Here is a 26,022-nt window from a genome sequence, read left to right on the forward strand (position 1 = left end):
GGTCAGTCCTGCTGGTCCTCGGGCGGTGCCGCGGCAGGCAGCAGGCAGAACTCGTTGCCGTCGGGGTCGGCCATCAGCACCCGGCGGCGGGCCTCGCACCCGGTGCCGGACCCGTCGGCGAGTCGTGCCCCACCGAGGATGACGAGCCGATCGACCTCGGCCTCGAGAACGTGCGGCTCCGGGGCGGCCAGGTGGAAGTGCATGCGGTTCCTACCGGTCCGCGGCCGCACCGGGGGACCGCCCCACGCGATCTTGGCGCCTCCGGCGGGCGACTGGATCGCCGTCTCCTCGTCCTGGTCCCACACCAGCGGCCAGCCGAGGGCCTCGCTCCAGAAGTGCCCGACCTCGCGCGTGCCGTCGCAGGCGAGCTCGCCGAGGAAGCCGCAGCCGGCGAGGAAGGAGTTGCCGGGCTCGATCACGCAGAGCTCGTTGCCCTCGGGGTCGGCCAGGACCACGTGGCCCTCCTCCGGGGTCTGGCCGACGTCGAGGTGGCGGCCGCCCAGGTCGAGCGCTCGCGCCACGACCGAGCGCTGGTCCTGCTCCGACGTGCTCGTCAGGTGGAGGTGGATCTGGTTGGGACCGTCCTTCTTCTCCCGCGTGGGCAGGAAGCGGATGGGGAACTCGGCCTTCAGGCGGGGCAGGACCGTGACGCCGTCGTCCGCCGTCTCGCGGTCCAGCAGGCCGGCCCAGAAGCGGGCCAGTGCGGGTGGGTCCTGGGCGTCGAAGCAGAGCTCGTGCAGCCGGCTGGTCATGATGCACCCATCTGGGTCGGCGGTACCTCGGACGCCCGCCACGCTAGGTCGGCGGATCAGCGACGCACAACAGCTTTGCGCGGGGCTCAGTCGTGGCCCGGTTGCGTACCCTTGCGGTTACGTAACTGTATGGGTATGTTGGCGTCATGGACGGTGTGCTTCAGGCGTTGGCGGACCCGAGCCGGCGCACGGTGCTGGAGATCCTGCGGGACCATCCGGCCACCGCCGGCGAGCTCGCCGACGCCTTGCCGATCGCAAGACCGGGCGTGTCCAGGCACCTGCGGGTCCTGCGCGAGGCCGGGCTCGTCGAGGTGCGGGCCGAGGCGCAGCGCAGGATCTACACGCTGCGCCCGGAGGCGCTCGTCGAGGTCGACGAGTGGCTCGACGGCTACCGCGCGCTCTGGCAGAACCGGCTCGACGCCCTGCACACGGAGATCACACGAGGAAAGAAGGCCCGGAAGTGAAGATCATCGGCACGATGCGAGCCATCGACGACAGCCAGGGCGCGGTCCGCGTCGAGGACGTCTACGACACCGACATCGACGACCTGTGGCTGGCCTGCACGTCGCCGGAGCGATTGGCGCGCTGGATCGCCGAGGTCTCCGGCGACCTGAGCGTGGGTGCGACGGTCCAGGCCGTCTTCACCAGCACGTGGGCGGGCGCGGTGCGCATCGAGGCCTGCGACGCCCCGCACCACCTGCTCGTCACCAACGAACCGGGCACCGACGACGAGACGCAGCTCGAGGCCTGGCTGACCCCCGAGGGCTCGCGCACCCGGCTGGTCGTCGAGGAGCGTGGCCTGCCCGTCGGCCAGCTCCACTTCTACGGGGCCGGGTGGCAGGTCCACCTGGAGGACCTCGGCCGGTCCCTGGTGAGTGGGGCACCGGCACACGCCGACGGATGGTCGGCGGAGGCTGCGGCCCCCGACTGGCAGTCGCGGTGGACCGAGCTCACGCCGGCCTACGAGGAGACCGCCGTCCGATGACGCCTGCTGGTCAACGGACGAGCTGGGACTCCGCCGTGGCACGGCTCGTGGCGGCCCGCTGGGCGGCCTCGGCCATGACGGACTCCCGGTCGACCGACCCGTACCACCACCGCTGCCCCGACTCGGGCAGCGTGTAGATCGGGTCGTAGTAGACGTACTCGCGCGACAACGCCTCGGTGTCGTCGCCCTCGATCGACGTGCGGTAGTTCTTGCGCCAGTAGGAGATTCCGCGCTCGGTGTCGTACTCCTCGACCTGGTGCACCCAACGCTTGCCGACGAACGGCACGTCGCAGACGATGCGTGGCGTCGAGAAGCCCGGGAGGTAGCCCATCATCGAGTGCTGGAGGTGCTGGGCCTCGGCGAGCGAGAGCCGCCAGTGCTCGGCGAACGGGATCATGTCGCACATGTAGAAGTAGTACGGCGTGATCGAGGCGCCGTCGGCGAGGGCGAAGCACAGGTCGAGGAGCTGCTCGGTCGTGTCGTTGACGCCGCGCATGAGCACACCCTGGTTGCGGACGTCACGCACGCCGGCGTCGAGCATCGCCCGGGCGGCCCGGGCGACCGACGGGGTCACGGACTGGGCGCTGTTGACGTGCGTGTGGATCGCGAGCGAGACGCCCCGGGACCGGGCCTTGGCCGAGACGCGGGCGACGCCCTCGACGACATCCTCGGCGAACCAGTGCTGGGGCAGGGCCATGAGGGCCTTGGTCGCGAGCCGGATGTCGCGGATGTTGTCGATGTCGAGGAGCTGGTCGACGAAGGACTCGAGGTTCTTCCAGGGCATGTTGGCCACGTCGCCACCGGACACGACGACGTCGCGCACGACGGGCGACCTGCGAAGGTAGTCGAGCATCGCGGCGTAGCGGTCGGCGGGCTTGAGGTCGAACTTGAGCTTGGCGACCTGGGGGGTCGAGTTGCCGACGAGGTCCATGCGCGTGCAGTGGCCGCAGTACTGCGGGCACGTCGGGAGCAGCTCGGCGAGCACCTTGGTGGGGTAGCGGTGGGTCAGGCCCTCGGCCACCCACATGTCGTGCTCGTGCAGGGAGTCGCGCGAGGCGTGCGGGTGCGACGGCCAGTCGGTGCGTCGGTCGGAGAAGACCGGCAGCATGTAGTGGCGCACGGGGTCGGCATAGAAGGCGTCGGTGAAGTCGTGGCCGGCGGCCGGCATCGGCGAGTCGACGGAGGGCACCATCGTGTTGAGCATCTGAGGCGGGACGAGCATCGACATCGTCGCGCGCTCGGCCTGGTCCCTCGCGAGGTCGTCGTAGAAACGGTCGTCGAGCAGGTCGCCCATCAGCGCCCGGAGCTGCTTGATGTTCTTGACGCAGTTGACCCGCTGCCACTGGGCGCTGTCCCAGTCGGCCTGGGTGACATGCGCCCATCCGGGCACCCTCGTCCAGTCGGGCTCCACCAGCGGGCGACGAGCGTAGACGTACGGCTGCGACACCAGAGTCATAAGGCGACGATAACCGAAGGGACGCCTTCAGACCTCCTATGATGCAAAAGGATTTCTCGTTCGTCATCGTTGCGACAGAAGGATCTGCACCGTGACCTCAACGCCACCGCCACCGTGGAACGGCGATGTCCGCGTGGCCTCGCCCGTCGGCCTCCACCGCGTCCTCGAGCCCACCGGGGAGCGGATCACCCTCCCGCAGGCGGCGACGCGTCTCGACGCACGCCCGGAGCTGTGGCCCGACGAGGTCCGCATCGCCGTCGACACCCTCAACCTGGACGCCGCCTCCTACCGTCAGCTGGCCGAGAAGCACTCGAGCGGAGGCGTGGTCGACGGGGGAGCGGTCCGTGCCGAGGTCCTCGACATCATCGAGGCGCGCGGCAAGATGCAGAACCCCGTCACCGGCTCGGGAGGGATGCTCATCGGCACCGTCGAGGAGGTCGGTCCGGACAGCACGCTGGGTGTCGAGGTCGGCGAGAGGGTCGCCACGCTCGTCTCGCTGTCGCTGACGCCCCTCGCGGTCACCGACGGCCTCGCACGGTGGGACGGGCTCTCGGAGCAGGTCCCGGCGGCCGGCCACGCGATCCTCTTCGGGCGCAGCATCGTGGCTGCCCTCCCCGACGACCTCGACCCGCACCTCGCGCTCATGGTCATGGACGTCTGCGGCGCCCCGGCCCTCGTCGAGCGGGTCGTGGGGGAGTATGCCGCCCGCGGCGTCGCGCCGACCGTGACCGTCCTCGGCGGGGCCGGCAAGTCGGGCTCGCTGTCGCTGGCCGCGGCCCGCGCGGCCGGTGCAGGGCGCACCATCGGCGTCGTCCCCGTCGAGCGTGAGCGAGCCGTGCTCGAGGCGAGCGGGCTCGCCGACGCCGTGGTGCTCGCCGATGCGCGGTCTCCGCTGGGTCTGTCAGCGGCCGTCGAGTCCGCCGGCGGGCCGGCCGACGTGACGGTGGTCTGTGTCGACGTGCCGGGCTGCGAGCAGCCGGCCATCCTGGCCACCGCCCAGGGTGGCACGATCATCTTCTTCAGCATGGCCACCAACTTCGCGGCCGCCGCACTGGGCGCGGAGGGCCTGGCCGCCGACGTGCGGATGCTAGTCGGCAACGGCTACGTCCCGGGTCATGCCGAGACGGCGCTGCGCCTCGTCCGCGAGGTTCCGGCGGTGCGGGCTCTCTTCGAGGGCCGCCTGGCCGCGGAGACGGCAGGATCTGACGCATGAGCCGCCCCGACGCCCTGCTCGAGCTCGATCCTGCCGTCGTCCGGCGGGCCCGGGCCCTGGCCCGCAAGGCCGCCGCTCCGGTCGTGAAGATCGCCAGGAGCCACACGACCGTCTCCGTGGAGCGCGCCACTCTCCGACTGGCCGGGCTGGCCGGCGCGGACCACGAGCGCGTGCCGTGGGTCAACCACCTGGTGACGGCGGTCCGCGACGAGGTCGGGCTCGAGCACGGCGTCACGACACCGGTCTACGACGCCCTTCTCCGGGGGGAGGCCCCGGACCTCACGACGCTCGCCCAGAAGGCTGCGAGCGGCAACGTCTCGTTCCGGCTGCCGACCGGGCGCGAGGCCACTGCCGCCCGTCGCGCGGCGGCGAGAGGTGTCGGGGGCGGCCTGCGCGCCATCGACCGCGCCCGGGCCACTCGGGACCGCCTCGTCAAGCGGCACGGCGACCCGAGGACCAAACCCTGGATCTACCTCATCGTCGCCACCGGCGACATCTACGAGGACATCCCGCAGGCCCAGGCCGCCGCGCGTGAGGGCGCCGACGTCATCGCGGTCATCCGGTCGACGGGCCAGTCGCTGCTCGACTACGTCCCCGAGGGGGCGACCCGCGAGGGCTTCGCCGGGACCTACGCGACCCAGGAGAACTTCCGGCTCATGCGGGCTGCCCTCGACGACGTGAGCAAGGAGCTCGGCCGCTACGTGCGCCTGACGAACTACGCGTCCGGGCTCTGCATGCCCGAGATCGCGGCGCTCGCCGGCATGGAGCGCCTCGACATGATGCTCAACGACTCGATGTACGGCATCCTCTTCCGCGACATCAACCCCATCCGCACCTTCGTCGACCAGCGCTTCTCCCGACAGGTCCATGCCCGCGCGGGCATCATCATCAACACCGGTGAAGACAACTACCTGACGACGGCGGACGCCGTCGAGGCCGCGCACACGGTCACCGTGAGCCAGCTGCTCAACGAGCGGTTCGCCAAGGAGGCGGGTCTCGAGGACTGGCAGCTCGGTCTCGGCCACGCCTTCGAGATCAACCCGGAGCTCCCCGACAGCTTCCGCATGGAGCTCGCCCACGCCCTCCTCGCGCGTCAGCTCTTCCCGGACGCGCCCCTGAAGTGGATGCCGCCCACGAAGCACATGACGGGCGACGTCTTCCGCGGCTACCTGCTCGACGGCTTCTTCAACCTCGTCGGTGCCATGACGGGCCAGGGCATCCTGCTCGTCGGGATGATGACCGAGGCCGTCGTGACGCCGTTCCTGTCCGACCGCGACCTCGCCCTCCAGAACGTCCGCTACGTGATGAATGCCGCGAGCGGCCTGACCGAGGACTTCCACCCCCCGCGCGACGGGTTCATCCAGACCCGCGCACGACAGGTGCTCTCCGAGGCCGTCGACCTGCTCGACCGGATCGTCAGCGACACCGACGCCGCCGGCGACGCACCCCTGCTGGCTGCCATCGCCGACGGCACGTTCGGCCTGATGAAGCGTCCCGCCGACCGCGGCAAGGGGCTCGACGGGGTCTGCGAGCGCGCGGACGACTACGACAACCCCGCGACGACGGCGCTGGACGCCTGGACGCCCCCGGCGAAGGGAGGCCGCCCGTGACCCCCGACGCCCGCCGGCAGGGCAGCATCATCCGCCCGTACGGCGACACGACCGGCGACGGCATGGTGCAGATGTCGTTCACCCTGCCGCTGCCGCACGACAAGCGGGCCGAGGGCGCGGCGCTGCAGCTGGCCCGCAAGATGGGACTCGACCCGGCCCTTCTCGTGCACGCCAAGGCCATGGGGCCGGACTTCACCTTCTTCGTCGTCTACGGCAGCACGACGCACGTCGTCAACCTCGACGACGTGCACGTCGTCGAGCGCGAGTACCCCCTGCTGTCGGCCAAGGACGCCAACCTCGCCATCAAGAAGCAGCTGCGCCGCAAGCTCGTCGTCGTCGGGGCATGCATCGGCACCGACGCCCACACGGTCGGGATCGACGCCATCCTCAACATCAAGGGCTTCGCCGGCGAGAAGGGCCTGGAGTACTACCGCGAGATCACGGTCGTGAACCTCGGCGCCCAGGTGCTCGTGCCCGACCTCGTGGCCCGGGCCCGCGCCGAGAGGGCCGACGCCGTCCTCGTCAGCCAGGTCGTCACGCAGAAGGACGCCCACATCCACAACACGATGCAGATGTCCGCGGCCTTCCGCGAGGCCTACCCGGCCGGGCAGGTGCCGATCCTCATCGCCGGCGGACCCCGCTTCGAGGAGGGGTCGGAGACGACACTCGGTGTCGACCGCATCTTCGGCCGGGGCACGACTCCCGGCGAGGTCGCGAGCTATCTGGTCCACGAGATGACCCAGCGAAAGGCGAAGAAGTCATGACCGAGCGCCCCACCACGGCGAGCGTCGGGCAGCGGGTCACGCACCGCCGCTACGTGCCCTACAGCCATGCGCACTACGCGGGCAACCTCGTCGACGGCGCGTACTCGCTCGCGGCCTTCGGCGACGTCGCGACGGAGATGTGCATCGTCACCGACGGCGACGAAGGGCTCTTCGCGTCCTACAGCGACGTCCAGTTCAAGGCGCCGGTGCGGGCCGGGGACGTCATCGAGATCTCGGCGGAGATCGTCCGCGTCGGCACGCGGTCGCGCGAGATGGCCTTCGAGGTGCGGGTCGTCGCGCGCGGCAACCCCTCCCGAGGTGAGTCGGCGGCCGACCGTCTCGACCCGGTCGTCGTGGCGACGACCGCTCGGGGCGTCGTCGTCGTGCCCTGACCGCTGACGTCCCGGCCACACGGATTACGGTGAACCCCGTGCGGCGCCTCCTCCTGTCCCTGATCGCCGGCGGGCTGCTGTGCCTCGCGTTCCCGACGTTCGACGTGTGGGTGGCCGCCCCGCTGGCCCTCGCCGTGTGGGCCTGGGCGTGGACCGGGGCCGGTGGACGCCGCGGGTTCGTCTCGGGCCTGTTGGGCGGGCTTGCCTTCTTCGTCCCGACCCTCAGCTGGTCGGGCATCTACGTCGGGTCCCTGCCCTGGCTCGCACTCGCAACCCTGCAGGCCCTCTTCCTCGGACTGGCCGGCGCGCTCTACGGGTGGCTGAGTCGGCGGGGGAGCGTGCGACCGATGGCGTTCGCCCTCGTGTGGGTCGTGGCCGAGGGCTTCCGGGCCCGCGCGCCCTACGGCGGTTTCCCCTGGCTCAAGCTCGCCTTCGGTCAGGCCGACTCGCCCTTCGGCCGCCTCGTGGCGCTCGGTGGGGCGCCGTTCGTCGGCTCCGTCGTCGCGCTCAGCGGCGCGCTGCTCGCGCTCGCGGCCCAGCACGCCCTGTCAGCCGTGGCCGAGCGCCGGGGAAGCGTTGCCACCTCCGACCGCCGATGGCACCTGCCGTCCCGCCGGTTCGCCCTGCCTGCCGTGAGCGCGCTCGTGCTCGGGACCGTCGGTCTTGCCGTCCCGCTGCCGACCGACGGGCCGAGCGCCCAGTTCCTCGGGGTGCAGGGCAACGTGGCCCGACCTGGGCTGGACTTCAACGCCGAACGCCGGCAGGTCCTCGACAACCACGTCGCGGCGACCCTCAAGGCCCAGGAGGACGTCGACGCCGGGCGGGCGCCCGCGCCGGACCTCGTCGTCTGGCCGGAGAACGCCTCAGACATCGACCCCCTGCGCAACGCCGATGCCAAGAGCCTCATCCTCGAGACCGTCGACGCCCTGAAGCGTCCGCTGATCGTCGGCGGCCTGCTCGAGGAGCCGGTCGGCTTCGTGTCCAACGTCGCGCTGCTCTTCGAGCCCGGCAAGGGCAACACCGACCGCTACGTGAAGCGGCACCCGGTGCCCTTCGCCGAGTACATCCCGAACCGGTCGTTCTGGAGAACCTTCAGCAAGGAGGTCGACCTCGTGCGCCGGGACTTCGTGCAGGGGCCCGGCCCGGGTGTCTTCCGGGTGACCACGGCCTCCGGGCAGCAGGTCCGGGCGGGGCTGGCCATCTGTTTCGAGGTGGCCTACGACGACATCATGCGCGACGCCGTCCAGGCCGGCGCCAACGTCCTCGTCGTGCAGACGAACAACGCGACCTTCGGCTACACCGCCGAGTCGCCGCAGCAGCTGGCCATCAGCCGGCTGCGCGCCATGGAGTTCGGCCGTTCCGTCGTCCACGTGTCGACGGTCGGACAGAGCGCCCTCATCACCCCCGACGGAACCGCGCACCAGGTGACGTCGTTGTTCACACAGGCGGTGGTCCGAGGGGCACTACCCTTGCGGGACGCCACGACACTGGCGACGCGCGTGGGTGAGGCCCCCGAATGGGCCGCCGCCGCCGCACTGCTGACGATGCTCGCCCTGGGTCTTCGTGGCGGACGCGGTGAACGCGCTGGAGGTCCGGGAGTGCCGGACACGACGAAGGACGAGGATGACGACGATGCAGCGTGAGCCGGTGACCCGAGTCGCCGTGCTCATCCCGACCTACAACGAGCGGGACAACCTGCCCGGCATCGTCGCGCGCGTGCGCGCGAGCGTGCCCGCTGCCGACGTCTTCGTGCTCGACGACGGCTCACCCGACGGGACCGGAGAGATCGCCGACGGCATCGCGGCGTGCGACCCCCAGGTCCACGTCGTGCACCGCGCAGCCAAGGAAGGCCTCGGCAAGGCCTATCTCGCGGGTTTCGCCATCGTGCTCGACCGTGGCTACGACGCCGCCGTCGAGATGGACGCCGACGGATCCCACCTGCCCGAGCAGCTGCCGTCGCTCCTCGCTGCACTCGGCGAGGCCGACGTCGTCATCGGGGCCCGCTGGGTCAAGGGCGGCGAGGTGCGCAACTGGCCTGCCCGCCGCAAGGTGCTCTCGGTCGGCGCGAACATCTACACCAAGGTGCTGCTCGGCATGTCCGTCAACGACGCGACCGCCGGCTACCGCGTCTACCGGACGAGCGCCCTGCGCACGATGGGCCTGCAGGGTGTCGAGTCCCAGGGCTACTGCTTCCAGATCGACCTGACGCTCCGCGCGGTGCGCGCCGGCCTCACCGTCGTCGAGGTGCCGATCACCTTCGTCGAACGGGAGGTGGGCGTCTCCAAGATGGGTCAGGACATCGTCCGGGAGGCCCTGACGAGCGTCACCAGGTGGGGCATCGAGCACCGCGTCGGTCAGCTCCGGTCGGTTGCCGGCCGGATGCGGCGCCCCGAGACGGTGAGCGACCGCTCGTGACCGCGCCCCAGCCGTCCCGAGCCCGACGACCGCGACTGACCCGGCTCGCCGTCGCGGGCCTGCTGCTCCTGCCGATCATCGAGATCGTCGTCATCGTCGTGGTCGGGCAGTGGATCGGCGGGTGGCGCACCTTCCTACTCCTCGCGGCCACCTCGCTCCTCGGGGCCTGGCTGATCCGCGGCGAGGGAGGGCGCGCATGGCGCGCCCTGCAGCAGGCGGTGCGCGACGGGCGGATGCCGGCCCGGGAGATCGCCGACGGAGTCGTCGTGCTCGTCGGCGGCAGCCTGCTGCTCCTGCCCGGCTTCGTCACGGACGTGCTCGGCCTGCTCCTCGTGCTGCCGTTCACGCGTCCCGTCGCCCGGAGCCTGCTCGCCGCCGTCATCTCCCGCCGCCTGCTCGCCGAGACCGAGCGCTTCACCGGTCCCGCGGTGACCGGGCAGCCGAGCGGGTCCGGGTGGGAGCCGCCGACGACCCCGCAGGGGCGTCAGCGGTCGGCCTCGAGCGACGAGGTCGTCGAGGGCGAGATCATCGACGAGGACTGACCTGGCCCTCCCGGCCTGCCCGCCGTGGTCCTCGTCATCCGAGGTGATCCCGGCCGCCCGCCTCGCTGTCCACACCGCCTCGGACCGCGGCACACGGCATGCGGCGCACGGCAAGCCGCACCATGCAAGAAGCCCGCCTCCACGAACGGGGCGGGCTTCTCGGTGGTGCAGTCGGTGAGGTCAGGCCGTCTTCTTGCGACGCGGCTTCTCACCGCGTGACTCGCGCAGCAGCGTCAGGCGCTCCTCGAGCAGCTCCTCGAGCTCGGGGATGGAACGACGCTCCAGGAGCATGTCCCAGTGCGTGCGCTGGTGCTTGACCGGCTTCGCCTCCGGCTCGGGACCGTCGCCCTGCAGCTTGGCGTCGAGGCCGCAGCGGCACTCCCACGTCGAGGGCACATCGGCCTCGATCGAGAAGGGAAGCTCGGTGCGGTGACCTTCCGGGCAGACGTAAGCGGTGAGCTGACGCTCACTCGGGACGACGTTCTCGTCCGATTCCATGCTCCTCGCGCCGAGGTTGGAACCGCGTAGTGCTCGATCGGCCATGTGGACCCCTCCAAGACTTATGCCCTTGTGACACCTCTCTGGTGTCTTACCCTCACAGACGCTTGAACGAGCGAAACGGCCCACTTGTTCCCCGGGGAGCCGCGAATTGTAAGCGAGTCTCAGATGACGGCAGGAACGGGGTTGCCGGCCTGTTCGATGCCCTCCCGCATGCGCACCCGCGACAGCAGCAGCCCTCCGATGGCGAAGAAGACGATGAGCGCGATGATCGCCCAGCGGTAGCTGAGCGTGAACTGGTAGACGAGACCGAAGATGAGCGTTCCGAACCAGCTCGTGCCGCGCTCCATGGCTTGGTAGAGGCTGAAGTACTCCGCCTCGCGTCCGCGGGGGATGAGCTGGCTGTAGAGCGAGCGCGACAGGGCCTGGGTGCCGCCGAGGACGATGCCGATGAGGAGGGCGAGGGCGAGGAAGATGACGAGCGACTCCGAGGGGACGAGGAAGGCGAAGACGACGACGACGGTCCAGAGGCCGACCCCGTAGAGGACGGTGCGCCATGCCCCGATGGAGGCGGCCACCCGGCCGAAGAGCCGCGCGCCGAAGAAGGCGACGAACTGCACGAAGAGGAAGACCCCGAGCACCGTCGTCTCCGAGAAGCCGAGCTCCTTGCTCCCGTAGACGCTCGAGCTGCCGATGACGGTCTGGATGCCGTCGTTGAAGAAGAGGTAGGCGAGCAGGAACATCTTCGTCTGCGGGTAGTTCGCGAGGTCGCGGAAAGTGCTGCGCAGCTGGACGATGCTGCCGCGGACGACGCCGGCGGAGCGCTCGACCGGTGTCTCGACCGTGCCGGTCAGGTGTCGGAGGCCGAGGTAGGGGATGATCGTGAACCCGGCCCACCAGAGGCCTGCGGACAGGATGCTGATGCGCGTGCTCATGGCGCGGTCGAGGCCGAGGTCCTGGTGGAAGAAGTCGAGGGCGAAGTTGAGCGCGAGCAGGGTCCCGCCGCCGAGGTAGCCGAACGCCCATCCCTTCGAGGAGACCCGGTCGCGCTCGTTCTCGTTGGCGATGCGGCACAGGATCGAGTCGTAGATGACGAGCGAGGCGCCGAGGCTGATGCCCGCGACGACGACGAGGGACGCTCCCAGCTGCCAGTTGGTGCCGGCGACGAAGAACATGAGACTCGCCGCCAGGGCACCGACCCAGGCGAAGGTCGCGAAGAGCCGGGTCGGTCGGGGGCTGCGGTCGGCGATGGCACCGATGAAGATCAGCACGATCGCCGAGAGGATCGTCGTGAAGGTCACCGTGAAGAACCACAGCGACCCCGGCGCCACCGGGATGCCGAGCACGGAGAGGGTCGTCGTGCAGTCCTGGCCGTCAGGCAGGCCGGGGCACGCCGCCTCCTCGGCGACGGTCGTGAGGTAGGGGCTCATGAGCACCGTCGCGGTGGTCGTGACGTAGGCCGAGTTGGCCCAGTCGTACCAGTACCAGGCTCGCTGTTCCCGGGTCTCCGGCCGAGCGGCGTTGACGACGACGTGCGACATGCGAGGACTGTCCCACACGACCGGGCGACAGGGCAGGGGGAGCGGCGCCAACACGCCGCGGCACGTGGCGCGGACGGTCCGGAGACGGCATACGTCCGCTCAGTCAGCGGCCGGGCCGGGGCGCTCGGGTGAGACGGGGGACCGGACCGGCTGGTCCGGCCGGTCGGGTGTCGTCAGCAGCTCCCAGGCCAGGCCGTGAGCCAGGACGACGAGGCACACGACGGCGAGCGCGGCCGCCTGGAGACCGCTGAGGCCCACGGGAGCGGCCACCTCGGGGACGGCCCCGAGCACGACGATGACGCCGTAGAGGACGGCCACCAGCCACCGGTGCCGCCGGAACGGGCCGCGGACCCCGGGGCGCCGGTCAGCCTGGATGAGGCGGATCGTCGACCACGCCCCGAGCGCGGCGACGAGGCCGAAGGTCGTGCGCCAGACCCCGGGTCGGCCGGGGTCGACCTGGGCGAAGAGCCCCATGACGCCGGGGAGCAGGAACGTCAGGTACACGCCGCCGACCAGCCGACGGGTCTCGTTCGAGGCGAGCAGCTCCCGGCGACGCTCCACCGCGGTCCACCACAGGCCGACGAGCGTGAAGCAGGTCGCCGACACGACGGCATAGAACGTGGAGAGGTCCATGCGCCTTCCTTTCGCTGGTGGAATCGTCCCACCGTGGACCGCTCGCACACTCTGGTTTAGACCTAAAGTATCGAGGGTGAGCACCATGGCGGGGGACCAGGTCGGGCGGATCATCGAGGCGTGGCAGCGGGAGATGCCCGACGTCGACGTGTCGTCCATCGGCATCATCACGCCCGTCTGGCGCCTCGGCGGCATCGTCATGGACAACCGGGCACGGGTTCTCGCGGCGCACGGGCTCGAGCAGAGCCACCTCGACGTCCTGACGACCCTGCGCCGAAGCGGCCCGCCGTACCGACTGACCGCGGGCGAGCTGTCCCGGCGCTGCCGGGTGACGCCAGGTGCGACGACCCAGCGCGTCCAGGCGATGGAGACGCTCGGGCTCGTCGAACGCATCCGTGAGGAGCCCGACCGGCGCACGGTGCACGTGCAGCTCACACCCTCGGGACTGGCTCGCCTCGACGGGATCTTCGCCGAGGTCATGGCGGGCGACGAGTCACTGCTCTCGGGGCTGTCGCAGCCGCAGCGCACGGCGCTGGAGGAGCTGCTCCGGGTGTGGCTCGACGGGCTGGAGGGCGGCTCGGCGACGCCCCGGCCAGGCGCGGTCACCGGTCAGTGAGGACGACGAGTCGCTGGGTGGCGCGGGTCATCGCGACGTAGCGGTCGACGGCGCCCTCGATGCCGTCGCCGAGGCTCTCGGGCTCGACGAGGACCACGAGGTCGAACTCGAGTCCCTTCGACAGAACAGGCGTCAGCGACCGGACGCGCGCCGTCTCCTCGAACGTGGGATCGCCGATGACGCAAGCGGTTCCCTCCGCGTGGGCACCCAGCCACTCGTCCAGGACCGCTGTCAGGTCGGCCGTTGCGCCGTGCTGGACGGGCACACCGCTCTCGCGGACGGAGATCGGCACGTTGGCATCAGGCAGTGCCGCGCGAATGACCGGCTCGGCCTCGGCCATCACCTCTGCGGGGGTGCGGTAGTTGACGCCGAGCGTCGCCAGGGCGACCCGGTCGAGCCCGATCCGTCCGAGGCGCTCCTGCCACGACTCGGTGAAGCCGTGGCGCGCCTGCGCGCGGTCGCCGACGATGGTGAGGCTCCGCGACGGGCAGCGGTTCAGCAGCATCCGCCACTCCGCGTCGGTCAGCTCCTGGGCCTCGTCCACGACCACGTGCGCAAACGGTCCGGCCAGCAGGTCGGGGTCTGCGTCGGGATCTGCGTCGTCGTCGAGGGCTCCTCGCAGGTCCTCGCCGCGCAGCATCGACATGACGTGCATGTCCGAGTCGTCCGACGCCATGAGGTGCTCGGCGACCGCGGCCCTCTCCTCACGCTCGACGGCGAGGGCGCGGTCGCGCCGGCGACGGCGCTGCGTCGCCTCGCGGTCCCCGAGCCGGCGCCGGGCCGTGTCCAGCAACGGCAGGTCCGACACCGTCCACGCGGTCGGCTCGGCGCGCTGGAGCAGACGCACCTCGGAGATCTCGAGGGAGGGCGCGCACCGGTGCAGGTAGGCCGGGACGGTCCACAGGTCACCGACGAGGTCGTCGGCGTCGAGGAGCGGCCAGGACCGCTCGAAAGCCGTCCTGAGCTCGCGGTTCTGCTCGAGCGCGTGCCGGACCATCGCCGGTGTCGCCTCGAGCTCGATGTCCTGGCCGTCGTCGTCGACGCGTGCCTCCAGGTCGTGGCGCTCGAGGAGGATGGCGACAAGGGCGTCCCAGACGTCGTCGCGGGCTTCGTTGTGGGGCAGGTGGATTCCCGCCGCGAAGGCTTCCTGCCAGTCGGCGGGGGAGAGCCAGACCTCGGCCCAGGGTGTCACGACCTCCATCCCGCGGGTCGGTGGCTCCTCGTAGAGTGCGACGGCCGGCTCGATGGCGTCGACGAGCGCGGTCGAGGCCTTGAGGCGCGCCACGTCGGCGTCGACCTCCGGGGGAGCCGCGGCACCCTCTGCGACGAGGTCGCGCAGGGTGCACGTCTGCACGCCCTCCTCACCGAGGCTCGGCAGGACGTCGAAGACGTAGGCGAGGTAGGGCTCGTGGGGTCCGACGAAGAGCACGCCTCCGCGGCGGTGGCCGAGCCGCGGGTCGGAATAGAGCAGGTATGCCGTCCGGTGCAGTGCGACGACCGTCTTGCCGGTGCCCGGGCCGCCGTCGACGACGAGGGCGCCCCGGGAGCCGGCCCGGATGATGGCGTCCTGGTCGGCCTGGATGGTGGCGAGGACGTCCCTCATCCGCGGTGACCTGCTCGCGCCGAGGGATGCGATGAAGGCGGACTCGTCGTCGAGCGCGGCGCGTCCCTCGAGGCCGTCCGGTGTGAAGACCTCGTCCCAGTAGTCGCTGATGCGACCCCGGGTCCAGCGGTAGCGCCGCCGGCTCACCAGGCCCAGCGGGTTCGCATGGGTGGCGCCGAAGAACGGCTCGGCTGCCGGGGACCGCCAGTCGATGAGCAACCGTCGACCGGTGCTGTCCGTGAGGCCGAGACGGCCGACGTACACAGGACGGGAATCATTCTCATTCACCATGTGGCCGAGGCACAGGTCGAGCCCGAAACGGCGCAGGGTGCGCAGCCGCGCCGTCAGCCGGTGGACCTCCTGGTCGCGGTCCAGGGCGGCCTGCCCGGTGCCGGCGGGCGCCCGGCGCGCGACCTCGAGGCGGTCGGACAGGTCGGCGACGGTCTGGGCCATCGTCTCGGCGACGGCGGCGAAGTGGGCGTCGTCGTGGGCGATGAGGGCCGGGTCGGACTTGGCTGTCAGGTGGTCACGAAGGTCGAATGCGCTGGTCGTCGAAAAGGTCACGGGTGAGCTCCGTCCCGGGTGCTGGTGTCGAGCCAGCGATTCTCGGGCACGACTGGGGTCTTGCCGCAAGACCCGGGGTGCGCTATACGTTGGAAATGGAAGGACGCGTCGTACGCGCCCTTCCTTCTTCATGTCCGGCCCGTGGTCCCGGGTGGAGCCTCATGGTCGTGCCCATAACGCCGATAATCGACATTATGTCACTTTGGGTTCGAGAGGGCCTCCCCGGTGGCGCGTGCACCGTGGTCCTGACGACGTCGGCCGAGCCGTACCCTTGCCCGTGATGCAGTGCGACTACTTCGACGCCGGCCGCTGTCGTTCGTGCGCCCTGATGGGCGTGCCGTATGCCGTGCAGCTCGCCGACAAGGACGCACGCTGTCGTCGCGCCCTGGCTGACGTCGCCCCGGACGTCACGTGGCTCGAGCCCTGTCCCAGCGCCGAGTCCGCGTTCCGCAACAAGGCCAAGCTCGTCGTCGGTGGACGCGCTGGGTCCGTCACCGTCGGGATCCTCGACCCCGGCGCCAACGGCGTCGACCTGCGCGCCTGCGGCCTGCACGAGCAGCCGCTCCAGGAGCTGATCCCCCGGGTGGCCGACCTCGTCGACGAGCTCGGACTCGTGCCGTACGACGTCAGTGCCCGTCAGGGCGAGCTCAAGCACGTCATCCTGACCCTCTCCCCCACCGGTGAGGTCATGCTGCGCTTCGTCCTCCGCTCGCGCCGTCACCTCGCCCTGCTGGAGTCGCGCCTGCCGATCCTGCGCGCCCGGCTCCCCGAGGTGAGCGTCGTCTCGGTCAACCTGCAACCCGAGCACAAGGCCGTTCTCGAGGGCGACACGGAGATCATCCTGACGGAGCTGGGCGAGCTGGCCATGCCGGTCGGCGAGATCACCCTCTTCCTGCGCCCCAACAGCTTCTTCCAGACCAACACCGCGGTTGCCTCGGCGCTCTACCGTCAGGCACAGACCTGGATGCAACGGATGGCGCCCTCCGTGATCCTCGACCTCTATTGCGGCGTGGGCGGATTCGCCCTGCACGGCGCTCTGGCCGGGGCTGGTCGCGTGGTGGGCATCGAGGTGTCGGCAGAGGCCGTCCGCAGCGCCGAGACCAGCGCCGCACGGCTGCGCGCGGAGCGACCTGACGTGGGGACCCTCGAGTTCCGCGCCGAGGACGCCACGGAGGTCGACACCCTCGACCGGGCGCTGCGACGAGGTGACACCTCGATGGTCGTGGTCAACCCTCCCCGTCGCGGGATCGGCCCCGACCTGGCGGCCTGGGTCGAGCGCTCCGACGCCACGCACCTCGTCTACTCGAGCTGCAACGTCGACAGTCTCGCGGTCGACCTCGCGAGACTTCCCTCCTACGTCGCACGCGAGGCGCGGCTGTTCGACATGTTCCCGCAGACGACACACCACGAGGTCATCGTCCGGCTCGAACGCGCCCAGGAGTCCTCCGCCACCTGAGCGCGCGGGCCCAGCACGGCCGGGTCCGCCCATGCCTTTCCTGGGCCCCTCCTGACCCAACCCTGAACCCACCCTGAACCAAACCTGAAGGGTTCTGGGGCCGCATCTGGGCCATGCCTGAACCGCGCCCCGGGCAGTCGTCCCCATTCGTTCCCTCTGTCACAGATTCCCTGTCCGGCCACGCGCCGACCGGCGCCGTCGTAACCTGCGACCAAGGGAGCCGTTGGGGCGGATTCCCTTGCGACACAGGCAAATCCGGCTATGTGCGCATTCCACCCGCTTTGGGTGATTTGGGGAGGAAACAGCATGACAATTCGCCGACGGGGGCTCTACGCGACCCTTGCAACCATCACACTGCTGCTGCCGGGCTCGACGGCACTGGCGCAGGCCTCAGTGGCCACGGCTCCACCCACGGTCGCCGCCGTGGCCCCGGAGCCGATCTCCAACCTGCCGATCGTCGCCATCGACCTCACGGACCCCGACGCGACCAAGAACCAGCTCAGCTACCTCAACGCCTCCAAGGACAACTCGGTCGGCGCGACGGTCAACCTGGTCGACGGCTCCAACGCTGCCTACGCGATCGTCGACGCCCCAGCCACGATCAAGGGCCGCGGGAACTCGACGTGGACCAAGGCCAAGAAGCCGTACCAGATCAAGTTCAAGACGGCCGCCGGCCCGCTCGGCATGGAGTCGGCCCGCACCTGGGTCCTGCTGGCCGACTACTCCGACCCGTCGTTCATGCGCAACAAGCTGAGCTACGACCTCGCGCGTGCGGTCAACCTGGCCTACTCCCCCGAGTCCCGCTTCGTCGACGTCAAGATCAACGACGTCGACGGCGAGCACGTCCTCGGCAACTACCTGCTGACCGAGAAGACCGAGGTGGGCCCCACCCGGGTCAACCTGACGGACCCGCAGGCCAACCTCGTGGAGCTGGACCAGAACTACGGAACGGCAGAGCCGTTCTACTTCACCACCGCCACGAGCAAGCGGATCTTCACGCTCAAGGACGCGCCCGGTGGCGTCAACGCCACCCTCACGGCGGACCAGGCGGCCGGCTGGGCCAGCACCAAGGCCTATCTGAACAGCCTGGAGACGGCGCTCTACGCGCCCACCCCTGACTGGACGAAGATCAGCTCGATGATCGACGTCGACTCCTTCGTCAAGTACTACTTCGTCCACGAGGTCGCCGAGAACTACGACTTCAACCGGTCGAGCATGTACTTCTACAGGAACGGCCCCAGCGACACGCTGCACGCCGGACCGGTGTGGGACTTCGACCTCTCGCTCGGCAACTTCACGGCCCAGGCATGGGGTGGAGACCCGAGCTCCGACTACGTCAAGACGACGACCTTCCTGCGGAGCAACACGCACAGCTGGTTCGAACAGCTCATGCGCAACCCGCAGTTCGTCGCCCGGGCGAATGCCCTCTACACCTCGACGGTCCGGCCGCAGGTCAACGCGATGAAGGCGCAGATCGACTCCCTGAGCCCGGTGCTGTCCGCGTCGGCCACCCGCGACTTCGAGATCTGGTCGGGGTCGCGCAGCAACCCCACGACCTTCAGCAACGGTGTGACGGCGCTCAAGGCCTGGACCGCGAGCCGGGTCGGCTACCTCGCCCAGGCGTACGGATCGAGCCTGCCGACCTTCAGGTTCGCGGCCCACCTCGCATCGATCGGGTGGCAGCCGACCGTCTCCGGCGGCATGATCGCCGGCACCACGGGTGAGTCGAGGCGCATGGAGGCGCTCCGTTTCCAGGTCGTCAACACCGCCCTGACCGGCGGTGTGCAGGGCAACGCCTACGTCCAGAGCCTCGGCTGGATGGGCTACGGGGCCACCAACGCGGTCGTCGGCACGACCGGCCGCTCGCTCCGGCTCGAGGCGGTGCAGCTGCGGCTGACGGGTGCCCTGGCCACGAACTTCGACCTCGCCTACCGGGTGCACGTCCAGAACGTGGGCTGGATGCCGTGGGTCAAGAACGGCGCCACGACGGGCACAACGGGGCGGTCGCTGCGCATCGAGGCGATCCAGATCCGGCTGCTCGACAAGACGCCGTAGCCGATACCGTCACCCCGTCGGCCTCCCGAACCCAGATCGCCGGGAGGCCGACGGGGCGTGCCCGCGTCTTTGCATAATGTCGATTAACGGCGAATCACATTGTGGCACAAAGGAATTCGCTACCCCGCGCGACGACCCAGTCCGGCCGCATAGTCGTCCAGTGCGCGAAGGACGGCGGGCGCGCGGTAGACGCGGTTGCGGCGGTGGCCCGTCGACTCGAGCAGCACGCCGTCCTCGACGAGCCGACGCAGCCCGCCCTGTGCGGTGGGGGCGGACACCCCCAGCTCGCGGATGACCACCCTCGCCGTGACCACCGGCTGGCGCAGCAGCAGGTCGAGGATCGCCCAGGACGCGGACCCGGCCCGTGCCGTGACCACCTCGGACCACCCCGCACGCACCTCGCGAAGCGTGCCGACGAGCTGCTCACCGATGTGGGTGCCGTTGCGGGCCGCTTCGGCGACGCATCTCAGGATCGGCTCGATGTCGCCACCGCGATAGGCGGTCAGGGCGGCGAAGTAGTCGTCGCGGATGGCGAGCAGGCCTGCCGAGATCGGGACCGTCACCCGTCGGATGGCGCCGGTGTGGAGCAGCACCGAGTGCAGGAGCGCACGCCCCGTGCGGCCGTTGCCGTCGGTGAAGGGGTGGATCGTCTCGAACTGGGCGTGAGCCAGGGCGGCGTGGGCCAGGGGCGGTAGGTCGTCGCGATCCATGAAGGCGACGAGGTCTCGCATGAGGCCGGGGACCTCGGCAGCGACCGGTGGGACGTAGTCCGCGTCCCCCGGGTGGCGGGCCGAGCCCCCGACCCAGACCTGCTGGTCGCGCCAGCGACCCGGCACGTGGTGCGACTGCTGGGCCATGAGGGCCCGGTGCATGGCCAGCACGGCGTCCTCGTCGAGCCGCCCGGCGAGATCCAGCGCGGCCTGCATCGTGCGGACGTTGCCGAGGATGACACCGGCGTTGGCCCGGTTGCCCTCGCCGATCTCTGCCTCGGCCAGGGCTCGGGCCGAGGATGTGAGGTTCTCGATCTGCGAGCTGGCGGCACTCTCCGAGCGCAGCAGGACCGAGGCGAAGGGGGCGATCTCCCCCGCTCCCCCGGCGTCGAAGGCCGCGAGCAGCCGGGTGGCCTCGTCGAGGTCCGCCGCGACGTCGCCCGGCAGGTCGAGACGGACGCCGGCGATGCGGGGCACCACGGCCGCCTCGAACGACGACGGGGTCGAGCGCAGGGAGCGCCGGGACACCTCGAGCAGTCCCTCGACGGGCTGCCACGAGACCGTCGTAGCCTCGAGGGCAGGCCATGGTCCGGCCATCTCTGACCACCTCCTGAGTAAAGGTTAGACCATAACCTTAATCAAGAGGCAGGCGCGAGGCATGGGGCACCTGCGACGGGGCGTCGATGACCCACCACGCGGCATACGGGCTCAGCGACGCCACACCGTCGACGCCGCCGAACACGGGGTAGCCGCCGAGCACGTCGAAGGGACGGGTGATCCCGGCCTCGGCGAAGTGCCGCACCTCGAGGGTCTGCCAGGACGACGTCACGTTGTAGACGCACAGCATCGATCCGCTCGGATGGGTCCGGACGACGGCGAGGACGCCGTCGTCCGTCTCCCACAGCACCCGGGTCAGTCCGGATGCGTGCAGCGGTGGCAGCCCCGCACGCACGCTCGCGAGATGCCGCAGCCCGCGGAAGACCTTCCCCGGGACGGTGCCGAGGTCATCGCGTCGCGCGGCGAGGCCCCAGTCCAGCCGCTCACGGTGAGCCCAGCGGTTGTCGTCCTCGTGCCCCGGTTCCTGCGCCCACCGCGGGTCGTTCGGCATCCCGAGCTCGTCCCCGCTCCACACCACGGGGATGCCGCCCCACCCCGCGATGATCGCGTGGGCGAGGAAGAGCCGTGCGAGCCCCAGCCCGGTTCCGGTCGTGTCGCCGAGTGCGTGCGCGTGGGCGAGGCCCGTCAGCGAGGCCGCCGTGCCGCTGATGCGCTTGTCGCCGGTGGCCGGGTTGTGCTGGAAGACGAGGCCGTGCGCCCACGAGCCGGGGTGCTCACCGGCGTACCAGTTCGACAGGAACCGGCGGTGGGCATGGCCGTCGAGGCCGGCTGCCGCCGCGTCGCCGTCGTCGATGGCCCAGCCGATGTCGTCGTGGCAGCGCACGTAGCAGATCCAGGTGCCACTGGGCGGTGTGGTCGGCAGCGACGACAGGGCCTGCTTCGTCAGCCCGGTGCTGGCCGTCGCCAGCATCGACCACACCTGGACCATGAGGCTGTTGTGATAGGCGAGGTCGCTGACCCGCCCTGCGTGCTCACCCTGCCCGAGGTACTGCACGAGGTCGCGGGGGCCGACGATCGCCTCGGCCTTGAACGCGAGAGCGGGGCACGCGATACGGGCCACCGTGCGCAGCGCCTGGGTGACGGCGTGGACCTCGGCCTGGTTCTGGCAGTTCGTCCCGAGCCGCTTCCACGTGAAGGCGATGGCGTCGAGCCGCAGCACCTCCACACCGAGGTTCGCCAGGTAGAGCACGATGTCGGCGTACTCGACGAGGACGTCGGGGTTGGCCCAGTTGACGTCCCACTGCCACTCGTTGAACGTCGTCCAGACCCAGCCCCCGAGGTCGTCGTCCCACGTGAAGTTGCCCGGCGCGAAGTCAGGGAAGACCTCCGGCAGGGTGCGCTCGTAGGCGTCCGGCATGACCCGGTCGGGGAAGACGTGGAAGTAGTCGCGATAGCGCGACTCCCCCGCCCGGGCCCGCTCCGCCCACTCGTGCTCGCGCGCGACGTGGTTGAGCACGAGGTCCAGCACGAGCGAGATGCCTTGTCCCCGAAGGTCGCTCGCCAGACGAACCAGGTCATCGACGTCGCCGAGATCGGCACGGACGGTGCGGTAGTCCTGGACCGCGTAACCGCCGTCGTTGTCGCCCTCCCGCGGCTGCAGCAACGGCATGAGGTGCAGGTAGGTGACCCCGAGGTCACGCAGGTAGTCGATGCGCCCGCGCAGCCCCTCGAGGTCGCCGGCGAAGCGGTCGGTGTAGCAGGCATAGCCGAACATGCCCGGTTGCTGGAGCCAGTCCGGGCGCAGCAGGCGCCGTTGGTCGAGACGACGCAGCTCCGGCGACCGGACGCGGTGGGCCGCGACGGCGCGCTCGACGAGCCGAAGGGTCAGCGCGGAGACGTCGCGATCGGGGTAGAGCACCGTGAGCGCAGCGACGAGGTCGTCGCACCAGCGTTCGAGCCGCAGCTCGATGGTCTCGCGGTCGGCGTCGTCGAGACCCTCCAGCAGGGAGGCCATCGCCTCCGTCGTCGGTCGCACGTCATGGGCGCCTTGGCTCATGGCCCGATTGAACAGCACCGGGCGTCCGGGCGACAGTGGCACGCCCGGTCACGCGCAGGCCCTCACCCGCGCCGCGTCACTCGAACGGGCTCGGATCGCCCGCCCCGACCCGGGTCACGACGGGGTGGCCGTCGGAGTAGTCGACGACGGTCGTGGGCTCGAGGCCACACTCCCCCGAGTCGATGACGGCGTCGATGACGTGGTCGAGGCGGTCCTTGATCTCCCAGCCCTCGGTCATCGGCTCGTCGTCCTCGGGCAGCAGGAGAGTGCTCGACAGGATCGGCTCACCCAGCTCGCGGAGCAGCTCACGCACGACCGGGTGCTCGGGGATGCGTACGCCGACGGTCTTCTTCTTCGCATGGAGCAGCCGCCGCGGCACCTCCTTCGTCGCCGGCAGGATGAACGTGTACGGGCCGGGAGTCACCGCCTTGATGGCGCGGAAGACCGAGTTGTCGAGGTGGACGAACTGGCCGAGCTGGGCGAAGTCCGCGCAGACGAGCGTGAAGTGGTGCTTGTCGTCGAGGTGCCTGATGCGAAGGATGCGCTCCTTGCCCTCGGGGTTGTCGAGGGAGCACCCGAGGGCGAAGCAGGAGTCGGTCGGGTAGGCGATGAGTCCGCCTGATCGCAGGATCTCGACCGCCTGGTGGATCGCCCTGGGCTGCGGGTCCACCGGGTGGACGTCGAAGTACTTCGCCATGGTGCCCACCCTGCCATGCTGGCGTCCATGACTGGGCACACGGGCGAGGACGAGGTCGCCGTCGAGGTCGTCGACAACCCGGACCGGGGTCGGTTCGAGCTGCGTGAGGGAGAGGAGGTCATCGGCGTCGCGAGGTATGCCGTCGTCCCTGGCGACGCACCGGACGCCACCGACCGTGTCGTCTTCTTCCACACGGAGGTCCGCCACGACCACGAGGGACGGGGGCTCGCGGCACGTCTCGCGTCGTCCGCGCTCGAGGCCACCATGGCGTCGGGGCGCTCGATCGTCGCGCTGTGCCCGTACATCAAGGTGTACCTGCGTCGACACCCGGAGCCGTATGCCGGCAGCGTCGTCACGCCGACCGCCGTCGACGTCGAGGCGGCTGAGCGAGCCGCGGCGGCCGAGAGGTGAGCCGGCCGCACGTCGTCGTGGTGGGCGGCGGCATCGTCGGGTCGGCAGTGGCGCGCCGGCTCACCCAGTGCGAGCCGCGCCCCGACGTCACGCTCGTCGAGAAGGAGGCTCGGCCTGCCATGCACCAGACGAGCCGCAACAGCGGGGTCGTGCACGCCGGGCTGTACTACGCTCCCGGCTCCGCCAAGGCCCGGCTGTCGCGCGAGGGAGTCCGCCGGCTCCGCCTGTACTGCCGGGAGCGTGGGCTGCCCTACGACGAGGTGGGCAAGCTCGTCATCGCGCTCGACGACGTCGAGACGGAACGCCTCCGGGACATCGAGGTCAGGGCCAGGGCCAACGGCGTGCCCGGCCTCAGATGGCTCGGTCCCGGCGCCCTGCGCGACGTGGAGCCGCACGTGGTCGGTCGGGCTGCCCTTCACTCCCCCACGACGGCGATCACCGACTTCTCCACCGTGGCCGCAGCGATGCTGGACGACGCGGCCGCTCGTGGCGCGGAGGTGCTCACCGGTTTCGAGGTCACCGGCCTCGAGCACCGCGACGCTCGCGTCGACGTCCGAGCCGCCGACGGCCGTCGCCTCGATGCGGATCTCGTCGTCGTCGCAGGAGGCCTGCACGCGGACCGGCTCGCCGTTCTCGCCGGCGACGGGCCGAGCCCCGCGATCGTGCCGTTCCGGGGCGAGTACGTCCGCCTGCGCGCGTCGGCCACGCACCTCGTCCGCGGTCTCGTCTATCCGGTGCCCGACCCGCGCTACCCGTTCCTCGGGGTCCACCTGACCCGCCGGGTCGACGGCAACGTGCTCCTCGGGCCTAACGCGGTCCTCGCGACGGCCCGGGAGGGCTACCGCCGCCGGGACGTGGAGCTCGACGTGGTCCGGGCGCTGGTCGTCTCACGCGGGTTCCGGCACTTCGCCCGGGCCAACCTCCTCACCGGCGCGCACGAGGTCGCCGGCTCGTTGAGCCGTCGCCTGTTCGTCGAGCGGGCGCGCCGCTACGTGCCGGCCATCGAGCACGCAGACGTCGTGCCCGGGGCAGCCGGAGTGCGGGCACAGGCCATGGATCCCGACGGCTCCCTCGTCGAGGACTTCCGGTTCAGTCGGGTCGGTTCGGTGCTGTGCATCCGCAACGCACCGTCGCCGGCCGCCACGGCGTCCCTCGCCATCGCCGACCTGGTCGTCGCCCGGCTCGACCTCGGCTGATCTCGGCTGGCGGCGGTCGGGTGGCCGCGCGCGTCACTGCTTGCCGAAGTACGTGCTCGCCTCCATCGCGTCCACCACCGAGTCGCCGCCGTGCGCGTCCTTGGACCAGCCGAGCAGGTCGATCCCCGCGTCGACGCCGACGATGGCTGGCGCGACGGTCCCTGCCAGGGCGGCCCACTTGGAGACCTTGATCTCTGGGCCGTGGGCCGGGTTGAGCGCGATCTGTGTCCCGAGGGCGTTGGGGAGCGGGTCGTCCCCGACGAACGGCACGTGGTCGACGAACGAGCCCAGCGGGTTCTGCAGCGTCGTCAGCATCTCCCCGCGCACGTGGTAGTTGCGGATCTGGCCCGCGGAGTAGCTCGCATCACCCATGCCGAGCGCCGTTGCCGCCGCCACCGTGTTGGCGTGGACGCCGGCCGCGTTGAACGTCACGGCGGGAATGTCGGTGGCGACCGAGGCGGTGCTCGCGAGGCCCCCTCCGAGGGAGTGACCGGTGATGACCATGTTCTCGCTCCCCACCGAGCCGGCGAGGTCCTGGGCGAGGGAGATGGCCTGCAGGTGCTGGCCGCTCAGGGCTCCGATCCCCTGCTGGGCATTGGTGCCCCAGTCGCTCAGCGACGTCGTGCCGGCGAAGGCAAGGACGTACTGGCCGTCCTCGTTGCGGTAGACGGCCGCGTCGAACCCGTCCCCGGTGTGCAACCGGTCGGGGTCGATCCCGAGCTGCTGCAGGGCGTCGGCATCGAGCGGTGACCAGCCGTCGACCTCGCTCGGGTGGTAGACGTTGTCGGCCACGTGCGCCAGCTCGAGGTCGATGTCGTGCGGCGACCTGCCGCGGACCTGGTCGGCGAGCGGAGCCGGTGCGGTGACGGCATCGGCGCCGGTGGTTCCCGCCCCACCGAGCCAGGGGAAGAGCCCGGGAGGAGCGAGTGGTCCGGGCGAGGCCACCCCGAGCGCGCTCGTCCCGCGCTGCGCCCGGGCGTTGTCCGTGAGCCGGCGCGACATCGTCTCGAGGGTCGAGCCGAGAGCCACGAGGGACGCGGAGGTCGTGCGCCACCTGTCCTGGGCGGACTGGGCGTCGTCACCACCCCAGGAGCGGCCGATGACGGCGAGCGCCCGGGTGCCCGCCGACCGGATGCCGTCCACCTCGGCGGCGCACGCGGTGAGCTCGCGCGCGGTGCGCTCGAGGGCTTCGGGGTCTGCACCCTTGCGGTAGAGCACGTTGGCCTCCTGTCGACGGTGGGCCCCACCGTAGGTGCCCCCAGGTGGTCGGTCCATGGGGAGCACTCCCCAGCGTGTCGG

24 protein-coding genes are annotated in these 26,022 nt (G+C 70.7%); 14 read left to right on the forward strand and 10 right to left on the reverse strand.

What is annotated here, in order from left to right; translation table 11 throughout:
- Positions 1-2: 2 nt before the first annotated feature.
- A complete protein-coding gene (locus ABD831_RS14450) occupies positions 3-752 on the reverse strand; it encodes a VOC family protein (protein WP_344947839.1) in 750 nt (249 codons plus the stop codon).
- 146 nt (positions 753-898) lie between these two features.
- On the opposite strand from ABD831_RS14450, the gene ABD831_RS14455 reads away from it, so the two are divergent.
- On the forward strand, positions 899-1,216 hold the full coding sequence (locus tag ABD831_RS14455) for an ArsR/SmtB family transcription factor (protein ID WP_344947842.1): 318 nt from the start codon (positions 899-901) through the stop codon (positions 1,214-1,216).
- Complete coding sequence (locus ABD831_RS14460) at positions 1,213-1,737, forward strand: SRPBCC domain-containing protein (protein WP_344947845.1); 525 nt, start codon at positions 1,213-1,215, stop codon at positions 1,735-1,737. The genes ABD831_RS14455 and ABD831_RS14460 overlap by 4 nt, the downstream gene beginning before the upstream one ends.
- Before the next feature lie 10 nt (positions 1,738-1,747).
- Here the strand turns inward: ABD831_RS14460 and ABD831_RS14465 are convergent, their stop codons facing one another.
- Complete coding sequence (locus ABD831_RS14465) at positions 1,748-3,193, reverse strand: KamA family radical SAM protein (RefSeq protein WP_344947849.1); 1,446 nt, start codon at positions 3,191-3,193, stop codon at positions 1,748-1,750.
- Positions 3,194-3,284: 91 nt separating this feature from the next.
- Between ABD831_RS14465 and kdd the strand changes: the two genes are divergently transcribed.
- The 7 genes from kdd to ABD831_RS14500 are packed head-to-tail and all read left to right on the forward strand — an operon-like array spanning position 3,285 to position 10,129.
- A complete protein-coding gene (kdd, locus tag ABD831_RS14470; protein WP_344947851.1) occupies positions 3,285-4,406 on the forward strand; it encodes an L-erythro-3,5-diaminohexanoate dehydrogenase in 1,122 nt (373 codons plus the stop codon).
- Entirely contained in the window at positions 4,403-6,016 is a 1,614-nt protein-coding gene (gene kamD, locus ABD831_RS14475; RefSeq protein ID WP_344947853.1) for a lysine 5,6-aminomutase subunit alpha, read from the forward strand. Before kdd ends, kamD begins: the two co-directional genes overlap by 4 nt.
- Positions 6,013-6,780 (forward strand): lysine 5,6-aminomutase subunit beta, encoded by a 768-nt coding sequence (gene kamE, locus ABD831_RS14480; RefSeq protein ID WP_344947856.1) that lies wholly within the window; start codon positions 6,013-6,015, stop codon positions 6,778-6,780. The genes kamD and kamE overlap by 4 nt, the downstream gene beginning before the upstream one ends.
- Complete coding sequence (gene kal / locus ABD831_RS14485; RefSeq protein ID WP_344947859.1) at positions 6,777-7,172, forward strand: 3-aminobutyryl-CoA ammonia lyase; 396 nt, start codon at positions 6,777-6,779, stop codon at positions 7,170-7,172. The genes kamE and kal overlap by 4 nt, the downstream gene beginning before the upstream one ends.
- A 38-nt stretch (positions 7,173-7,210) precedes the next feature.
- Positions 7,211-8,815 carry an apolipoprotein N-acyltransferase gene (gene lnt / locus ABD831_RS14490; protein ID WP_344947862.1) on the forward strand — a complete coding sequence of 535 codons (1,605 nt, stop codon included), beginning with the start codon at positions 7,211-7,213 and terminating at the stop codon, positions 8,813-8,815.
- On the forward strand, positions 8,796-9,587 hold the full coding sequence (locus tag ABD831_RS14495) for a polyprenol monophosphomannose synthase (RefSeq protein WP_344947864.1): 792 nt from the start codon (positions 8,796-8,798) through the stop codon (positions 9,585-9,587). The genes lnt and ABD831_RS14495 overlap by 20 nt, the downstream gene beginning before the upstream one ends.
- A complete protein-coding gene (locus ABD831_RS14500; RefSeq protein WP_344947866.1) occupies positions 9,584-10,129 on the forward strand; it encodes an FxsA family protein in 546 nt (181 codons plus the stop codon). The genes ABD831_RS14495 and ABD831_RS14500 overlap by 4 nt, the downstream gene beginning before the upstream one ends.
- A gap of 180 nt (positions 10,130-10,309) precedes the next feature.
- On the opposite strand, the gene ABD831_RS14505 is transcribed toward ABD831_RS14500, so the two are convergent.
- From ABD831_RS14505 to ABD831_RS14515, 3 genes are all read right to left on the reverse strand, one after another.
- Positions 10,310-10,672 carry an RNA polymerase-binding protein RbpA gene (locus ABD831_RS14505; RefSeq protein WP_142177929.1) on the reverse strand — a complete coding sequence of 121 codons (363 nt, stop codon included), beginning with the start codon at positions 10,670-10,672 and terminating at the stop codon, positions 10,310-10,312.
- Between the two features lie 119 nt (positions 10,673-10,791).
- On the reverse strand, positions 10,792-12,168 hold the full coding sequence (locus ABD831_RS14510; protein WP_344947869.1) for an MFS transporter: 1,377 nt from the start codon (positions 12,166-12,168) through the stop codon (positions 10,792-10,794).
- 99 nt (positions 12,169-12,267) lie between these two features.
- Positions 12,268-12,801, reverse strand: coding sequence for a hypothetical protein (locus ABD831_RS14515; RefSeq protein WP_344947871.1), 534 nt, complete (start codon positions 12,799-12,801; stop codon positions 12,268-12,270).
- 85 nt (positions 12,802-12,886) lie between these two features.
- Between ABD831_RS14515 and ABD831_RS14520 the strand changes: the two genes are divergently transcribed.
- Positions 12,887-13,417 carry a MarR family winged helix-turn-helix transcriptional regulator gene (locus tag ABD831_RS14520; RefSeq protein WP_344948252.1) on the forward strand — a complete coding sequence of 177 codons (531 nt, stop codon included), beginning with the start codon at positions 12,887-12,889 and terminating at the stop codon, positions 13,415-13,417.
- Here the strand turns inward: ABD831_RS14520 and helR are convergent.
- The gene (gene helR, locus ABD831_RS14525; protein ID WP_344947874.1) at positions 13,404-15,584 is read right to left on the reverse strand and encodes an RNA polymerase recycling motor ATPase HelR; all 2,181 of its coding nucleotides are present in this window, start codon (positions 15,582-15,584) and stop codon (positions 13,404-13,406) included. The two genes, ABD831_RS14520 and helR, sit on opposite strands and share 14 nt — an antisense overlap.
- 280 nt (positions 15,585-15,864) lie before the next feature.
- Here helR and ABD831_RS14530 point away from each other — a divergent pair, with 280 nt between their 5' ends.
- Entirely contained in the window at positions 15,865-17,040 is a 1,176-nt protein-coding gene (locus ABD831_RS14530) for a methyltransferase domain-containing protein (protein WP_344948255.1), read from the forward strand.
- A 306-nt stretch (positions 17,041-17,346) separates the two neighbouring features.
- On the forward strand, positions 17,347-19,095 hold the full coding sequence (locus ABD831_RS14535) for a CotH kinase family protein (RefSeq protein ID WP_344947877.1): 1,749 nt from the start codon (positions 17,347-17,349) through the stop codon (positions 19,093-19,095).
- Between the two features lie 119 nt (positions 19,096-19,214).
- Here the strand turns inward: ABD831_RS14535 and ABD831_RS14540 are convergent, their stop codons facing one another.
- The 3 genes from ABD831_RS14540 to ABD831_RS14550 form a co-directional block, all read right to left on the reverse strand.
- On the reverse strand, positions 19,215-20,402 hold the full coding sequence (locus tag ABD831_RS14540; RefSeq protein WP_344947881.1) for a Fic family protein: 1,188 nt from the start codon (positions 20,400-20,402) through the stop codon (positions 19,215-19,217).
- 37 nt (positions 20,403-20,439) lie between these two features.
- On the reverse strand, positions 20,440-22,419 hold the full coding sequence (locus ABD831_RS14545; RefSeq protein ID WP_344947884.1) for an amylosucrase: 1,980 nt from the start codon (positions 22,417-22,419) through the stop codon (positions 20,440-20,442).
- 76 nt (positions 22,420-22,495) lie between these two features.
- Complete coding sequence (locus ABD831_RS14550) at positions 22,496-23,116, reverse strand: L-threonylcarbamoyladenylate synthase (RefSeq protein WP_142177922.1); 621 nt, start codon at positions 23,114-23,116, stop codon at positions 22,496-22,498.
- A 27-nt stretch (positions 23,117-23,143) separates the two neighbouring features.
- Here ABD831_RS14550 and ABD831_RS14555 point away from each other — a divergent pair, with 27 nt between their 5' ends.
- Both ABD831_RS14555 and lhgO read left to right on the forward strand, forming a co-directional pair.
- Complete coding sequence (locus ABD831_RS14555) at positions 23,144-23,527, forward strand: GNAT family N-acetyltransferase (RefSeq protein WP_344947891.1); 384 nt, start codon at positions 23,144-23,146, stop codon at positions 23,525-23,527.
- Complete coding sequence (gene lhgO / locus ABD831_RS14560; RefSeq protein ID WP_344947894.1) at positions 23,524-24,723, forward strand: L-2-hydroxyglutarate oxidase; 1,200 nt, start codon at positions 23,524-23,526, stop codon at positions 24,721-24,723. The genes ABD831_RS14555 and lhgO overlap by 4 nt, the downstream gene beginning before the upstream one ends.
- Before the next feature lie 33 nt (positions 24,724-24,756).
- Here lhgO and ABD831_RS14565 read toward each other — a convergent pair whose 3' ends face one another.
- Positions 24,757-25,998: a Tle-like phospholipase domain-containing protein gene (locus ABD831_RS14565; RefSeq protein ID WP_344947897.1), complete on the reverse strand. Its 1,242-nt coding sequence runs from the start codon at positions 25,996-25,998 to the stop codon at positions 24,757-24,759.
- Between the last annotated feature and the right edge of the window lie 24 nt (positions 25,999-26,022).

Origin of the sequence: Terrabacter ginsenosidimutans, assembly GCF_039539425.1 — a bacterium.
GTDB lineage: Bacteria > Actinomycetota > Actinomycetes > Actinomycetales > Dermatophilaceae > Terrabacter > Terrabacter ginsenosidimutans.

Excerpts from the sequence above, each read along its gene's own strand:
- ABD831_RS14450 (WP_344947839.1), bottom strand. The coding sequence starts at position 752 with ATGACCAGCCGGCTGCACGAGCTCTGCTTCGACGCCCAGGACCCACCC.
- ABD831_RS14455 (WP_344947842.1), top strand. The coding sequence starts at position 899 with ATGGACGGTGTGCTTCAGGCGTTGGCGGACCCGAGCCGGCGCACGGTG.
- ABD831_RS14465 (WP_344947849.1), bottom strand. The coding sequence starts at position 3,193 with ATGACTCTGGTGTCGCAGCCGTACGTCTACGCTCGTCGCCCGCTGGTG.
- kamD (WP_344947853.1), top strand. The coding sequence starts at position 4,403 with ATGAGCCGCCCCGACGCCCTGCTCGAGCTCGATCCTGCCGTCGTCCGG.
- kal (WP_344947859.1), top strand. The coding sequence starts at position 6,777 with ATGACCGAGCGCCCCACCACGGCGAGCGTCGGGCAGCGGGTCACGCAC.
- ABD831_RS14495 (WP_344947864.1), top strand. The coding sequence starts at position 8,796 with ATGACGACGATGCAGCGTGAGCCGGTGACCCGAGTCGCCGTGCTCATC.
- ABD831_RS14505 (WP_142177929.1), bottom strand. The coding sequence starts at position 10,672 with ATGGCCGATCGAGCACTACGCGGTTCCAACCTCGGCGCGAGGAGCATG.
- ABD831_RS14510 (WP_344947869.1), bottom strand. The coding sequence starts at position 12,168 with ATGTCGCACGTCGTCGTCAACGCCGCTCGGCCGGAGACCCGGGAACAG.
- ABD831_RS14515 (WP_344947871.1), bottom strand. The coding sequence starts at position 12,801 with ATGGACCTCTCCACGTTCTATGCCGTCGTGTCGGCGACCTGCTTCACG.
- ABD831_RS14520 (WP_344948252.1), top strand. The coding sequence starts at position 12,887 with ATGGCGGGGGACCAGGTCGGGCGGATCATCGAGGCGTGGCAGCGGGAG.
- ABD831_RS14530 (WP_344948255.1), top strand. The coding sequence starts at position 15,865 with ATGCAGTGCGACTACTTCGACGCCGGCCGCTGTCGTTCGTGCGCCCTG.
- ABD831_RS14535 (WP_344947877.1), top strand. The coding sequence starts at position 17,347 with ATGACAATTCGCCGACGGGGGCTCTACGCGACCCTTGCAACCATCACA.
- ABD831_RS14540 (WP_344947881.1), bottom strand. The coding sequence starts at position 20,402 with ATGGCCGGACCATGGCCTGCCCTCGAGGCTACGACGGTCTCGTGGCAG.
- ABD831_RS14545 (WP_344947884.1), bottom strand. The coding sequence starts at position 22,419 with ATGAGCCAAGGCGCCCATGACGTGCGACCGACGACGGAGGCGATGGCC.
- ABD831_RS14550 (WP_142177922.1), bottom strand. The coding sequence starts at position 23,116 with ATGGCGAAGTACTTCGACGTCCACCCGGTGGACCCGCAGCCCAGGGCG.
- ABD831_RS14555 (WP_344947891.1), top strand. The coding sequence starts at position 23,144 with ATGACTGGGCACACGGGCGAGGACGAGGTCGCCGTCGAGGTCGTCGAC.
- ABD831_RS14565 (WP_344947897.1), bottom strand. The coding sequence starts at position 25,998 with ATGGACCGACCACCTGGGGGCACCTACGGTGGGGCCCACCGTCGACAG.